The sequence below is a fragment of the Helcococcus ovis genome (assembly GCF_004524775.2).
In the GTDB taxonomy this organism is placed as follows: domain Bacteria; phylum Bacillota; class Clostridia; order Tissierellales; family Peptoniphilaceae; genus Helcococcus; species Helcococcus ovis.
The window spans coordinates 1,510,783-1,525,361 of sequence record NZ_CP119081.1 but is presented as its reverse complement, the minus strand read 5'-3'; the positions used below and the strand labels follow the sequence as shown (position 1 = coordinate 1,525,361).

The 14,579-nt window shown below is 25.5% G+C and carries 14 protein-coding genes; 10 read left to right on the top strand and 4 right to left on the bottom strand.

The features are described from left to right. Positions 1-581: 581 nt before the first annotated feature. The 4 genes from EQF90_RS07210 to EQF90_RS07195 are packed head-to-tail and all read right to left on the bottom strand — an operon-like array spanning position 582 to position 3,683. On the bottom strand, positions 582-941 hold the full coding sequence (locus tag EQF90_RS07210) for a DUF956 family protein (RefSeq protein ID WP_134711781.1): 360 nt from the start codon (positions 939-941) through the stop codon (positions 582-584). 1 nt (position 942) lies between these two features. Beyond that, positions 943-1,863, bottom strand: a complete 921-nt coding sequence (locus EQF90_RS07205; protein ID WP_134711780.1) for a PTS system mannose/fructose/sorbose family transporter subunit IID — start codon at positions 1,861-1,863, stop codon at positions 943-945. Between the two features lie 14 nt (positions 1,864-1,877). Next, a complete protein-coding gene (locus EQF90_RS07200) occupies positions 1,878-2,693 on the bottom strand; it encodes a PTS mannose/fructose/sorbose transporter subunit IIC (protein ID WP_134711779.1) in 816 nt (271 codons plus the stop codon). 9 nt (positions 2,694-2,702) lie between these two features. Next, the gene (locus EQF90_RS07195) at positions 2,703-3,683 is read right to left on the bottom strand and encodes a mannose/fructose/sorbose PTS transporter subunit IIA (RefSeq protein WP_134711778.1); all 981 of its coding nucleotides are present in this window, start codon (positions 3,681-3,683) and stop codon (positions 2,703-2,705) included. A 238-nt stretch (positions 3,684-3,921) separates the two neighbouring features. On the opposite strand from EQF90_RS07195, the gene EQF90_RS07190 reads away from it, so the two are divergent. The 10 genes from EQF90_RS07190 (at position 3,922) to EQF90_RS07145 (ending at position 14,467) form a co-directional block, all read left to right on the top strand. After that, positions 3,922-4,233: a CsbD family protein gene (locus EQF90_RS07190; protein WP_167554140.1), complete on the top strand. Its 312-nt coding sequence runs from the start codon at positions 3,922-3,924 to the stop codon at positions 4,231-4,233. A 274-nt stretch (positions 4,234-4,507) separates the two neighbouring features. Next, positions 4,508-4,669 carry a hypothetical protein gene (locus tag EQF90_RS07185; protein ID WP_209021428.1) on the top strand — a complete coding sequence of 54 codons (162 nt, stop codon included), beginning with the start codon at positions 4,508-4,510 and terminating at the stop codon, positions 4,667-4,669. A gap of 9 nt (positions 4,670-4,678) precedes the next feature. Next, positions 4,679-5,362, top strand: coding sequence for a response regulator transcription factor (locus EQF90_RS07180; protein WP_134711777.1), 684 nt, complete (start codon positions 4,679-4,681; stop codon positions 5,360-5,362). After that, positions 5,363-6,349, top strand: a complete 987-nt coding sequence (locus tag EQF90_RS07175; protein ID WP_134711776.1) for a sensor histidine kinase — start codon at positions 5,363-5,365, stop codon at positions 6,347-6,349. A gap of 107 nt (positions 6,350-6,456) precedes the next feature. Beyond that, positions 6,457-7,224: an ABC transporter ATP-binding protein gene (locus tag EQF90_RS07170; RefSeq protein WP_134711775.1), complete on the top strand. Its 768-nt coding sequence runs from the start codon at positions 6,457-6,459 to the stop codon at positions 7,222-7,224. Beyond that, positions 7,217-9,187, top strand: a complete 1,971-nt coding sequence (locus EQF90_RS07165; RefSeq protein ID WP_134711774.1) for an ABC transporter permease — start codon at positions 7,217-7,219, stop codon at positions 9,185-9,187. Before EQF90_RS07170 ends, EQF90_RS07165 begins: the two co-directional genes overlap by 8 nt. A 285-nt stretch (positions 9,188-9,472) precedes the next feature. After that, the gene (locus EQF90_RS07160; protein WP_134711773.1) at positions 9,473-10,180 is read left to right on the top strand and encodes a response regulator transcription factor; all 708 of its coding nucleotides are present in this window, start codon (positions 9,473-9,475) and stop codon (positions 10,178-10,180) included. A gap of 1 nt (position 10,181) precedes the next feature. Further along, the gene (locus EQF90_RS07155) at positions 10,182-12,152 is read left to right on the top strand and encodes a sensor histidine kinase (RefSeq protein WP_134711772.1); all 1,971 of its coding nucleotides are present in this window, start codon (positions 10,182-10,184) and stop codon (positions 12,150-12,152) included. Positions 12,153-12,259: 107 nt separating this feature from the next. Beyond that, the gene (ybaK, locus tag EQF90_RS07150; protein WP_134711771.1) at positions 12,260-12,736 is read left to right on the top strand and encodes a Cys-tRNA(Pro) deacylase; all 477 of its coding nucleotides are present in this window, start codon (positions 12,260-12,262) and stop codon (positions 12,734-12,736) included. A 108-nt stretch (positions 12,737-12,844) separates the two neighbouring features. Further along, positions 12,845-14,467, top strand: a complete 1,623-nt coding sequence (locus EQF90_RS07145) for a DEAD/DEAH box helicase (RefSeq protein WP_134711770.1) — start codon at positions 12,845-12,847, stop codon at positions 14,465-14,467. Positions 14,468-14,579 lie beyond the last annotated feature (112 nt).

The following is a 14,579-nucleotide window of genomic DNA, read 5'->3' as shown; positions in this document are numbered from 1 at the left end:
AATAAATTTTTTATTTTGCAATGTTTTTTTAATAATAAAATTTACACTCTAATTAATCAGATTTTTATTAAATATTTAATTTATTTTTAAATTAATAAAAATATTAATTTTGAATTATTTTCAACAATATTTTTGAAATCATCTCAAAAATCAGATTGATTAAAATGAGATAATAAAAATTGGCATCGAAATTATCGCATAGATTAGATTATGTAAAATGCGATAATGAAAATTTAATTTAAAATTATCGCAAATATAAGATTAGAAAAAATGCGATGATAAAATGACTTAAAATCATCAAAATTTATTCAAAAAAAAATACCAACAAATTTAAAAATATCAAAAATGCGATAAAAATTTGATCTAAAAAAATACCATCAAGATTATTTTTCAAAAAATTGCGATAAGTTTTTAGTTAAAAATAATACCCTCAAAATTTATTAGTCAAAAATTGAGATAAGATGCTGTAAAGGAATTAAAATAATATTATATAAAAACCAGCACTAGATATTTAAATCTAAAGCTGGTTTTATATTTTTATTAAATTCTTATAATATAATTTTTTTTGCAATTTCCACTTTTTATTTTTTCTTAAATTTTGATTTTATAAATCCCCATATTGACATTGAACGTAGCATTTTGTTTTCATCAAAATATTTTTTGACTTCTTGAAGAGTTTTTTTATTATTTCTTGTTGAAAATGTGAAATGCCCATTGTGTTTTGTGAATATTGCGAATCTGCTTATCCATTTGTTGAAAATGACACTTGCAGAAATATGGTCAATTTCATTCCAAGGAATTTGGATGAAATCATTGGGATTTTTTTCGTTATAAAATTCAAAAGCATTATTTCCTACAACTACATTTCCGTAACTACTCAATCTTAGATAAGATGTAGCTTTAGTTGTATAAGTTACTTTTGTATTTAGTGAATTTACCATATTATAGTAAACCTACTAAGTGACCTAAAATACCTACTGCAAACAATACTAAGATTATTAAAATAGGAGATACTTTTTTCTTCAATAATTTAGCACATAATAATGTCAATAATAATGCTGCAAGACCGGGAATTAATTGGTCTAAGTTATTTTGAAGAGTTGTAGTTTTTACTGCATCAAGAGCTGTTTTACCAATTGAATCATACATTGATAATGCGTGTTTGATTCCTTCTGCACCATTTGGTAAATTTGCCCAATCTATAAATGAACCAGGTTGTTGTTGAATTTGCGAAACAATTGGTGCAAATGAGATGCTTACCCATCTATTTACTAATGAACCGATTATGAACATACCAAGTATTGAGGCAACTTGAGTAACTGTTCCTAATAATCCTCCGGATAAGTTATTTGTAATTTTTCTACCAACTTTGTATCCAAATTCTTGTGTATACCATTCAAATGCGATTCTTATAATATTCCATGCAAAGAAGAATATGATTGGTCCTAAAATGTTACCTGTTAAAGCTAAAGTTGCACCTAAAGCACCTAAAATCGGTCTTAATGTGAACCAAAATAGAGGATCACCAACACCGGCTAAAGGTCCCATCATACCAACTTTAACACCTTGGATTGTTGCATCATCAATTGGAGTACCGTTTGCTCTATCTTCTTCCAGAGCTAATGTTACACCTAAAACTGGTGATGAAACATATGGGTGAGTATTATAGAACTCTAAATGTCTTTTTAATGCTGCGATTTGTTCATCTTTTGATGTATATAATCTTTTGATAGCAGGTATCATTGAAAATGCCCAACCACCATTTTGCATTCTTTCATAATTCCATGAACTTTGTAAAAATTGATGTCTAAATGCGACCTTAATTCTATCAGATTTGCTTAATTTAATTTTTTTATCACTCATTATGACACCTCCTTTTAATAGTCATTCAGTATATCACCAAGTGGATCGCCTGAACCACCATTACCTGAGTTGTTTTTGCTTGAATTTTTTAATGTAGTATAAATTAATGCTAAAGAAATACCAATAACACCTAAAGCTATTAATGTTAATTGTGATATAGCTGAAATTGCAAAACCTAGTGCAAAGAATGGCCATGTTTCTTTTGTTTTCATTAAGTTAATAACCATTGCATAACCTACAGCAGCAACCATACCACCACCGATTACCATACCTTCTGATAACCATTTAGGCATCGAGTTAAGAGCATTTGTAACAACTTCTGGGCTTATAAAACAAATAATTAATGCTGGAATGGCAATTCTTAAACCTTGTAGTGTTACAGCTGAAATACTTAAAGCATCTATAGCTTTGAAATTTCCTGTTTCGGCAGCTTTATCCATACCGTGAACTAATGATATACTGATTGTTCTAACAACCATTGTTAAAAATAAACCTGCGATAGCAATAGGAATAGCTATAATAATTGATGTGTTTATAGCTGTATTTACATTTGAAACATCACCACTTTGCAATCCTAAAACCATGATAATAGCAGCTGATACACCAGCTAATGCTACGTCAGGAGCGATTGCTGCACCAACGTTTGCCCATCCTAGAGCTATAAGTTGTAATGAACCACCTAACATGATTCCTTCTTTTAAATGTCCTGTTACCAAACCAATTAGAGTACAGCTTACAATTGGTTGATGAAATTGAAATTGATCTAATACACCTTCAGTACCTGCTAAAAATGCTATTAGAAAAATTAGAATAATTTGCATTGTATTCATAAATTCCTCCTAATAAAGTTGTTCTTTTGCTTTTTTCATCATGTTATCAAAATTTTCGCCCTTATCAGTAGGTACTTTACGAACATCAAATTTGATTCCCATGTTTCTTAATTTGTCTAAAGTTTCATAATCTTCTTTTCCCATAGCTACAGAAGTAGTGATTACTGCTTTTCCTAATGAATGAGCGATAGAACCTAAGTTAATTTCTTTTAGATCTACTCCTCCCTCAATAGTCTTTAATACATCTTGAGGAGTTTCAAATAAAAGCATTGCTCTAGTTCCGCCAAATCTTGGGTCTTTAGAAACTTCGATCATTTTCCAGATTGGAACTACATGAGCTGTTACCCCCGGAGGAGTAGCTTGCATAATCATGTTTTTTCTCAAATCATCTTGTGCTACATTGTCACTTACTACAATGATTCTGTCAGGCTTAGTTGTTTTTGTCCAACTAGTTGCAACTTGTCCATGTAAAAGTCTAGTATCAATTCTAGCTAATACATAATTGAATTTTCCATCTCCAATAACTGTACCTTCTGGAATTGAACCTTTAACAACTTTAACATCTTCTGCTTTTGTATCAACTTTAGGAGATAATGATTCCGGATAAATTTTAATATTATTTTTACCTTCCCCTAAAATATTTTTAGCAATTGCTTGAGCTGATTCTTCACCGAATCTTTCTCCAAAAGCAGCTATTGCCATTGGCAGATTAACACCTGCAATTATAGCCCATTTGTCTTCATGACCTGCTATTACTTGAGATGCTTGATTAAATGGAGTACCTCCCCACAAATCTGCAAGTATTAGTATTTCATCTTGACTATCAAAAGAAGAAATAGCTTTTTTAATTTTTCTTTTGATATCTTCCGGACCTTCGCTTGGTAATAATGTGCATGCTGCGACATTATCTTGTTTACCAAAAATCATTTCACCAGCTTGAAGTATACCTTCTGCTAATGAACCGTGGCTTGCTATAATAATACCAACCATAATTACCTTCCTTTCTTTTTATAAATAATATTTTTATATGAAATATTATTTAATCATAAGTATATTTTACTATGTTTTTTAAAATTGTACAACGATTTCGTGAAAATATTTTCTAAAAAAAAAGTAATTTTTATATTTTCGTGAAAATGTAATTATATATTTTTATTGTTAAGTTACACAATAATTACAATGCTTTGATATAATTTATATATATTTAAATTATATTTTAGGAGGAATTATGAACAAAAACATAATATTAGGAAACTGGGAAATAATAAAAGGAAAAATTGAAAGTGAATGGGGAAAATTAACTAATGATTTAGAAATAGAATCTATTGGTGATATGAATCAACTTCATGGACATTTACAAAGAGAATACGGTTGGAATGAAGAAGAGTCTAAAAGGCGTCTAGAAAAATTAAATAGAATGCAAGAAGTACTTGAAAGAGAAGAGCGAAAGATTCAAGAAGTAAAGGAAGAAGAAAAGAAAAAAATAAAAGAAATTGTAAGACAAACTGACGAAAAATTAAATGATATATTTAGAGATTAGGATAATTAAATTAAAAAAATATGGTGCTGAAGTTAATGTTGAAAAAAGTTAAATAATTTCATTGTATTTAAAATTTAAAAATCTCATAATCTTAAAGTTTCACTCAAAATGGCTTTACGATAAATAGTGTTTGTGCATAAAATACACTTTAATTACTTGTGCCCTAAGGTATTTGACAAAGAATCGTTTTATATTGAAATTTATTTGATATGAATAAATACAAAATTAATGGAAAATAATCTTGACAATATAGATAGAGATATATATCATAAAATTGCGAAAACGAAGTGCTAAAAATATTTCAGGAGTTGATGTTAAACATGCTTTATTTGGAGAGGGTATAGAATCAAGCCATTCTTATGAAAGAACTCATATAGATAGTATAAATGCAACAGAAAGATTATTAGAGGTTTATTTAATAAGCAATTTAAGATAGGAAAAAAATATGTATAAAATATATATTGTTGAAGATGACAGCGTGATTTCTAATTCTATGAAAAAATTTTTAGAATCATGGGGTTATCAAGTAGAAATACCGAAAAAATTTAATAATGTCCTTGAAGAATTTGAAGAATTTAATCCTGATTTAGTACTGTTAGATATTCATCTACCATTTTTCAATGGATATCATTGGTGTGAAAAAATAAGAACTAAGAGCAATGCTCCTATTATATTTATCTCATCATCAAACGATAATATGAATATAGTAATGGCATTATCTAAGGGGGCAGATGATTTTGTATCAAAACCATTTGATTTGAATATATTAAATGCTAAGATTCAAGCTCTTTTAAGAAGAACTTATGAATTAAATAGTACTTTAGAAAATATTTACACATATAAAGATATTATTTATAACATGGGTAAGTCTACCCTTTCATATAAGGATGAAACTATTGAATTAACTAAAAATGAGTCTAAAATATTTCAAATTTTAATAGAGAATAAAGAAAGAATAGTTTCTAGAAATAATATTATGGAATTTTTGTGGAATACAGATGAGTTTATTGATGATAACACTCTTACAGTAAATATAAATAGACTTAGAAAAAAAATGATGGAAATAGGTATTAAAGAGATTTTACAAACTAAAAAAGGTCAAGGCTATATTTTAATTAAGGAAGATTAAATGAAATTATTTATTAATTATATAAAAGATAAAATTAAATCAATTATTTTAGCATTAAGTATGATATTTATATTTTTTCTTGTTTATAAGTTATATGACATAAATATGGAAGCTTTTTTGTATGCTTCTATTTTATCCATATTTACAGGACTTATAATTTTCATCATCAGTTTTTTGAAATATAAAAATTATATTGAGGAACTTAATTTATTAAAGAATATGGAAAATAATGATGAAATTAATATATTAAATAAAAACGATATGATATCAAGAGAGTATAAAAAAATATTAAAAAGTTTAAATGAGAAAATTTATAAAATGGAACTTAAATATAAGAGTCAAATTAAAAATCAAGAAGAATTTTTTATTATGTGGACACATCAGGTAAAATTACCAATTACAGCAATAAGAATTCTTTTGGATTCTGAAGAAAATATTGATAAATCACTTATAAAGTCGCAATTAAATAGAATAGATCAGTATACTAAAATGGTTTTAGCGTATATAAGATTGAATAGTGAAAATTCGGATTTTGTAATAGAAAATGTAAATTTAGATAATATAATAAAAAATGTTATAAAAAATTTTAAGTCTGAATTTATATATAAAAATATAAAATTAAATTTTAAAAGTACAAATCAAAATATTATTACTGATAAAAAATGGTTTACATTTGTAATAGAGCAAATTTTATCAAATTCGTTGAAATATACTGATGATGGCTCCATAGATATATTTATGGAAAATGGAATATTAAAAATAAAAGATAGTGGGATAGGAATAAGTAAATCTGATTTGCCAAGAATATTTGAAAAGGGATATACTGGATATAATGGAAGAAATAGTGCTGATTCCAGTGGTTTGGGCTTATATTTGATTAGTAATGTTTTAAAAAAATTACATTTTAATATAGATATAGATTCAGAAGTAAATATAGGAACTGTTGTAAATATTGACTTAAATCAAAAAAATCATATATTTGAATAAAATTCTTCAGTCTTTCAAAAATGTAAGATTGGAGGATTTTTTTGTAAGATAATTCAATGGATAGCTATTTTTAATAATAATATAATTAAAACATCAAGGAGGATTATATGACATTATTACAAGTTAAAAATTTACAAAAAGTTTATACAACAAGATTTGGTGGAAATAAAGTGGTAGCATTAAGGGATGTATCTTTTGAAGTAGAAAAAGGAGAATTTATTGCAATAATGGGTGAGTCCGGTTCAGGGAAGTCTACATTATTAAATATAGTTTCAGTATTAGATAAAGCAACGAATGGTAGTGTTTCGTTAAACGGACAAAAAGTTTCAGAAATTAAGGATAAGGATTTAGCATCTTATAGAAGAAAAAATTTAGGATTTGTTTTCCAGGATTTTAATTTATTAGATAATTTTTCAATAAAGGATAATATATTGTTACCTTTAGTTATTTCTAAAATGAAATATAAAGAAATGAACCAAAAATTAATGCCTCTTGTAAAAAGATTAGGGATAGAAGATTTAATAAATAAATTTCCATATGAAGTATCCGGAGGCCAAAAACAAAGAGCAGCTGTAGCAAGAGCACTTATTATTGAGCCGGAGCTTATTTTAGCTGATGAACCTACAGGAGCATTGGACTCAAAATCAGCAGACAGCTTAATGGATTTATTTCAATCTATAAATGATAGAGGTCAAACAATTTTAATGGTTACACATTCAATAAAAGCTGCAAGTCGTGCCTCCAGAGTTTTGTTTATAAAAGATGGTAAAATATTTCATCAAATATATAGAGGAGATAAAAATGATGAAGAAATGTTTTTAAATATTTCAAATACAATGACTCTATTATCTACAGGTGGTGATAGAAATGAATAATGTTTATTTAAAATTATCAATAGATAATATTAAAAATAATAAAAAAATATATTATCCATTTATTCTTTCTTCAACTTTATCAATATTTTTAATGTATATAATAACATCATTTAAATTTAATCCAAATATTATAAATATCCCATTTGCAAGTGGACTAATGCAAATTTTAAATTTGGGGAGTATTGTAATAAATGTATTTGTTTTTATATTTTTATTTTATACAAATTCATTTATTATAAAAAGACGAAAAAGGGAATTGGGTTTATATGGAATTTTGGGCATGGAGAAAAAACATGTAGCAAAAGTTGTTTTTTATGAATTATTTATAATTTATTTAATTTCCTTAATAGTTGGATTTTCTGTTAGTTTATTACTAGACAAGATTATGTATTTAATATTATTAAAAATGATAGGTCAAGGTGTTAAACTGGGATTTTATATTTCATATCCTTCAATAATTTTTGTAGGAGAGTATATATCAATTGTTTATTTGTTGATGTATGTAAATTCTCTTAGATACATACATTTATCTAATCCTATAGAATTGTTAAATAGTAATAAGATAGGTGAAAAAGAGCCAAAAGCAAAATTTATATTCAGTATTATTGGGATATCGTTAGTTGGGATAGGTTATTATTTATCAATTACAACAAAAAATCCTCTAAGGGCAATACCTGTATTTTTTGTAGCTGTAATTTTAGTAATTTTAGGGACTTATATATTGTTCACAACAGTATCTATAACTATTCTTAAAATTATGAAAAAAACAAAAAAAATATATTATAAACCCGAAAATTTCATTTCAATTTCCGGTATGATATATAGAATGAAGCAAAATGCTGTTGGATTAGCAAATATAGCAATATTATCAACTATGGTTTTAGTAGGGATTTCAACTACTTTTTCTTTATGGATAGGTGTTAAATCTATTGTGGATACAAGATATCCTAAAGATATAGTAATGCAGATAAATAATATACATAGTACAACAGAAAGTAATAATATTGATAAGATTATAAATGAAGAAAATAAAAAAATGAATATTAAATCTACAGATTTTACTTCATACGATTATTTATCTTTTTCTGCTAAAATAATTGACGGAAAAATAAGCACTGTATCAACAGGTTTTGGAGCATTTACAAATTCCTATTTAATAGACATTGTACATTTAGAAGATTACAATAAGAATTTTAATCAAAATTTAGAATTAAAAAATGATGAAATTTTTATTTTTTCAGAAGGAAATGACAAAAAAATTAAAAACATTGAAATTTTTGGAAAAAAATATTTTGTAAAAAATAAATTAGATAAATATAATTATATTGAAACTTCTCCTCATATGATGGTGAATAAATTCAAAATTATTGTAAAAGATTTTGAAGAATTTAAGAAAATATTATTATTAACCGCTGAAAAAGGTAAGCATACAAGATACAGACAGATATACTATAATACAAACACTAGTAAGGAAAACGATTCCGAACTGGTTCATAATATTACACAATCTTTAAAAAATACAAAACATGTATTTGATATAGAAGCAAAATCTACAGGAGAAGTTGAATTAAAATCACTCTATGTTGGTATATTTTTTATAGGAATATTTTTAAGTGTATTATTCCTAATAGCAACTATTATAATTATGTACTATAAACAAATTGCAGAAGGAATAGAAGATAAATCAAGATTTGAAATAATGCAAAAAGTAGGTTTAGACAAAGAAATGATAAAAAAATCTATTAATTCTCAAATATTAGTTGTATTTTTTATGCCGTTAATTGTTGCATTTATTCATCTAATATTTGCATTCCCACTTATTAAACTTTTATTGGGAGTTTTGATGCTAATAAATATAAAGTTATTCATTATAACTACAATGGCAAGTATTTTAATATTTTCAATTGTGTACTATTTGATATATAAAATTACATCAAGAGTGTACTATAATAGTATTAAATAAAATCAAATTAATTTGATACTAGTCATAAATTTGTGAACACCTCTCAAAAGTAGGACTTTATACCGGATACATTTAGAAATATTTGTCTCCGGTTTTTTTATCCTAAATATTTTTTATATTGCTCCGGGAATATTCTAATTAATGTATGAAGATTTTTTGCTTATTTAAAATTTTAGTCATACTACATGGAAATTTAATAAAAACTATCTAAAATTTAATAATTTTGTAATAATTTCTTATATAATATTTAGGAAATAATTGTTATTATAATTATGGAGGATATATATGAGAAGTTATAATATATTAGTTGTTGAAGATGATATTGCAATAAGAGAATCTATAGGGATTTATTTGAAAAGTGCAAATTATAATGTATTTTATGCAGAAAATGGATATGGATGTTTAGAAATTTTTGAAAAAGAAAAAATAGATTTAATCTTAATGGATTTGATGATGCCAAATATGTCAGGAGAAGAAACAATAATTAAATTGAGAGAAAAATCTTATGTTCCAATAATAATTTTATCTGCGAAGTCAGAAAATTATGACAAAATTATAGGATTGGATATAGGTGCTGATGATTATGTAACTAAGCCATTTAACTCATCAGAATTATTGGCAAGAATAAATTCTAATATAAGGAGATTTTACAATTTCAACAAATTAAATTCAGTTGATAAAAATATTATTAGAATTGGAGGAGTAGAGTTAAACACAATGAGTAAAGATGTGAAAGTTGATGATAAAATTATTTCTCTAACAAGTATTGAATACGGTATTTTAGAGCTTCTTATGAAAAATGTAAATAGGGTATTTACTGTAGAACAAATTTATGAACATGTTTGGAAGGAGCCGGCTATTGATTCTAAAACGGTTACTGTTCATATAAGGAGAATTAGAGAAAAAATTGAAATAGATCCTAAAAATCCTAGATATTTACAAGTTTCTTGGGGGTTAGGATATAAATTTGTAAATGCTTTAAGGGAGGAATAGCATGAAAAAATTTAGTTTAAGGCATTCTACTCACGGGATATTTTCTTTAATTATTGTTTATATTTTAATCGTAAATTTATTAAATTTTTCTTTTAATTTTGACATCAGAACAAATGACTATATAGAAAGGCAAAAAAGAGAGTATCTTTTAGATAATTATATATATAAAACTATAAGATTTAATGAATTATCATTTTTTAATGGTAGTGGTTATACAAATGATTTGATAAATTATTATATAGAAAGTGAAATTGATATAGAAGGTAAACAAGAAAAAAATTTTACTTTTAATAATATACATAAAAAAACAAATAATGATAAGGTGGATGCAATTGCGAAATCCATAAAAAATCCTGCTGTTTTATTAAAATATGATGGAAATACCGAGACTCAAGTAATTAATGATAAAAATTTAAGTAAAATAGAAGAATTTATATTAAAAGTATATAAAAGTGCTATTCAATCTGAAGATATTGATAGTATAACTGAAAGATTTAAAATAAAAAAATTAAATGCAATTTACGAGATTAATGTAGAAAATGTAACAAATGTTTTAAATGATTTAAATAAGAACTTAAATATCAATAGGATATTAATAAACTTTATATTCAGTTCAATAGCGTCTGTTATAATTTTCGGAATGTTTTCTTTGTTTTCTAGATATGAAGAAACAAGAAAAAATAATATTTATGGATTTTTAATGAAAATTCCGATTGAAATTTTTATAATTTTATTCTTTAGTATAGAATTTATAACAAGATTTTTAGAAAAAGGTATTATGTATATATTTAAAGAGTATAATAGTATGCAATTTATCAATATATTTTTGAATATATTATCTATTTTTATTATATTATCAATAATTCTATTTGTATTTTATGCCGTTTCTTGTATAAAATCTTTATACTATGACGGAAAAGAATCATTTATGATAAAAAATTCCATAATTTATAGATTTTTAGATGGTACATTTAAAATATTAAAATATGTACTTGAAAAATTATTTCAAAATAATATTCCAAATATAATTTTTTGGTCAATTATGTTTGCGATACATTTATTTTTAATATATGGATTAATTGGATTCAGGTTAATGTTTATTATACTATTTATGGTCTTATCCATTGTATATTATGTTTTAATTAGAATAATAAATGATTTTATAAAAATAGAAAATGCCACAGATGAAATTAGTAAAGGTAATTTTAATGTTAATTTGGATGAAAATAAACTATATTTTAGAAAAATATCACATAATTTGAATAATATTAATATCATATTAAATGAAGCTGTGGAAAGGGAATTAAAATCTGAAAGAACCAAGACTACTTTAATAACTAATGTCAGTCATGACCTTAAAACCCCGCTTACTTCAATTATAAATTATTCTGATTTAGCATCAAAAAATGACAATTCAATTGAAGATATAAAAAAATATACATCAATAATTCATGAAAAATCATTAAAATTGAAAACTTTAATAGATAGTTTATTTGAGGTTTCAAAGATTTCCGGTAAAAGTGTTGAAGTGAATAAAAAAACAGTTGATATAAATGAAATGATAAATCAAATGATTGGTGAATGGAATGATGAATTTGAAACAAAAAAATTAAATGTTATTTTTAACTCCGATTCTAATAAAAATGAAATATTTATTGATCCAAATCATATGTCAAGAGTTTTAGATAATATTTTTTCAAATATTTACAAATATGCTAAAGAGGATACAAGAGTTTATATTGATTTAATCAAATACGATAGGCTAAAAATAATCATAAAAAATATATCTAAATATTCATTAAATATTTCACCTGAAGAATTAAAGGAAAGATTTACCAGAGGTGATGAATCCAGATTTACAGAAGGAGCAGGACTAGGATTAGCAATTGCAAGTTCTTTAATGGAGATACAAGGGTGTAAATTTAATTTAGAAATTGACGGTGACTTATTTAAAATTATTATGGTTATATAAAATAAAAAAACAAAATTCAAGCAGTTGCTTTAATTTACCTATATAGTTGATTGGTAGTGGCGAAATTGATTTTGTTTTTTGTGTTATAATATACATGAGGTGATATTATGTCAAAGAATAAAGATAAAACAAATGTAATGAGATTTTTAGACCAAAAGAAAATAGATTATATACCTTATCAGTACGAAACCGACGGGAGTTTAACAGGTATTGATGTTGCTTTGAAGCTAAATAAAAATATGAACTCGGTGTTTAAGACATTGGTAACGGTTGGAAAGTCCAATCAAAATTATGTTTTTGTAATTCCTGTTGATAGAGAGTTGGATTTAAAAAAAGCGGCTGAAGCATCTGAAGAGAAAAGTATTAGGATGATACCATCTAGGGAATTGTTGGTATTAACAGGATATATTCATGGTGGCTGTTCACCGTTATGTATGAAAAAAAAGTTTAAGACATTTATTGATGAAGAAGCGAACAATCACGAAAGCATTACATTTAGTGCAGGTAAAATAGGGTATCAAGTGGAAATTAAAATTGAAAATTTGAAAAAAATTTTGAATTTTAAATTTTTTCAGTTGACTTAATGACATTAAATATAAATTTGCTTTTTATATATGAGTCATGTATAATTAGTCGAAGAAAAGAACTTGAAGGCCGAGTCATCTCGGCTTTTTTATATTTAGGAGAAAATATTGAAATTTAATGAATTAAATTTATCAAAAGAATTGTTAAATGCTATAGAAAAAATGGGTTTTAAAAATCCTAGTCCAATACAGCAACAGAGTATACCTGTGCTTTTAGAAAGAAAAGATGTTATTGCACAAGCACAAACTGGAACAGGTAAAACAGTTTCTTTTGGAATTCCGTTAATTGAAATGGTTACAAATGATAAATATGTGCAGGGATTAGTGTTAGTACCTACAAGAGAATTAGCAAGACAGGTTTCTGATGAATTAGGAAAATTAGCTAAATACAAAAATTTTGTATCAATCACATCGATTTATGGTGGCTCTGATATGAGAAGGCAGATAAAAGATTTGAAAAAAGGAGTAAACATAGTTGTAGGGACTCCTGGACGTGTGATGGATCATATGAAACGAAAAACTTTGAAGCTGGATAATCTAAAATTTTTAGTATTAGATGAAGCTGATGAAATGTTTGATATGGGATTTAGAGATGATATGAAGACTATAATAGATGAAACAAATTCTGATAGGCAGACTTGCTTTTTTTCTGCAACAATGGACAATGATATAATGGAATTTTCAGAGATGTATCAAATAAATCCGAAAAAAATCATAATAAAAAAAGAAGAATTGACAGTATCTAATATAAAGCAATATTATTTAGAAATGTCCGGAAATATGAAAACGGAAATATTAAACAGACTATTAAATATTTATAATCCAAAGCTTTCAATAGTATTTTGTAATACTAAAAAAATGGTTGATAAACTCGTAATGGAACTAACTAAAAAAGGATATAATGTTGATGCACTTCATGGCGATTTAAAACAAACACAAAGAGATCATGTAATGAAAAGATTCAGAAATTCTACAATAGATGTTTTAATTGCAACCGATATTGCAGCTAGAGGGCTAGATATTGAAGATGTAGATATAGTTGTTAATTATGATTTTCCGCAACAAAATGACTATTACGTTCATAGAATTGGAAGAACGGCAAGAGCAGGCAGAGAAGGTTTATCATTTACATTTTTAGTAGATAGAGATTATCATAAATTGTTTGAGATTGAAAAATATACAAAAGCAAAAATCGAAAAAATGGAGCTTCCAACAATTTTTGATGTAAAACAAAATACTAAGGTACAATTAGAGGAAGATATTTTAGAAAAATTGGAAAAAGAAGATGATTTAAGCGTGTATAAAGATATAGTTAACAGATTACTTTCAAATGGATTTAGTTTGTATGATTTGGCTGCGAGTTTGGTTAAAATAATTGATCAAACACAATCTTCTAAGGATTATGAAGAATTGGAAAATGTTGATTTTGGTAAGAAATTTGAATTAAATAAATCTAAATTACAATCTAAAAAAGGTAAAAAAGGTCAAAAGATAAAAGGCCCCAAAATGTTTATAAATAAGGGGAAAAGAGATGGAATTAATATAGATTTAATGGTTAAAACTATTAAAAAATACACCAAAATTCCGACAAGTGATATAGGCACTATAAATATAATGCCCAATTTTTCATTTGTAGAACTTCCTGTAGATTATTTGAAATATGCTATTAAGGATATGGATGGTAAGAAAATAGCTGGCAAAATCATGAAAGTTGAATATTCAGAAAAATAATATTTTTATATGGAACGAATTTGATGTAAATTATTATTATTTTAATTTTATAATAAAACTGATTGACAAATTTTTGGCTATAATTTAATATTAAGATATAGTAAAAAATTAT

Coding starts and splice junctions, on each gene's coding strand:
- ybaK (WP_134711771.1), top strand. CDS start 12,260: ATGTCAAAGAATAAAGATAAAACAAATGTAATGAGATTTTTAGACCAA.
- EQF90_RS07180 (WP_134711777.1), top strand. CDS start 4,679: ATGTATAAAATATATATTGTTGAAGATGACAGCGTGATTTCTAATTCT.
- EQF90_RS07155 (WP_134711772.1), top strand. CDS start 10,182: ATGAAAAAATTTAGTTTAAGGCATTCTACTCACGGGATATTTTCTTTA.
- EQF90_RS07170 (WP_134711775.1), top strand. CDS start 6,457: ATGACATTATTACAAGTTAAAAATTTACAAAAAGTTTATACAACAAGA.
- EQF90_RS07205 (WP_134711780.1), bottom strand. CDS start 1,863: ATGAGTGATAAAAAAATTAAATTAAGCAAATCTGATAGAATTAAGGTC.
- EQF90_RS07165 (WP_134711774.1), top strand. CDS start 7,217: ATGAATAATGTTTATTTAAAATTATCAATAGATAATATTAAAAATAAT.
- EQF90_RS07175 (WP_134711776.1), top strand. CDS start 5,363: ATGAAATTATTTATTAATTATATAAAAGATAAAATTAAATCAATTATT.
- EQF90_RS07190 (WP_167554140.1), top strand. CDS start 3,922: ATGAACAAAAACATAATATTAGGAAACTGGGAAATAATAAAAGGAAAA.
- EQF90_RS07160 (WP_134711773.1), top strand. CDS start 9,473: ATGAGAAGTTATAATATATTAGTTGTTGAAGATGATATTGCAATAAGA.
- EQF90_RS07195 (WP_134711778.1), bottom strand. CDS start 3,683: ATGGTTGGTATTATTATAGCAAGCCACGGTTCATTAGCAGAAGGTATA.
- EQF90_RS07210 (WP_134711781.1), bottom strand. CDS start 941: ATGGTAAATTCACTAAATACAAAAGTAACTTATACAACTAAAGCTACA.
- EQF90_RS07200 (WP_134711779.1), bottom strand. CDS start 2,693: ATGAATACAATGCAAATTATTCTAATTTTTCTAATAGCATTTTTAGCA.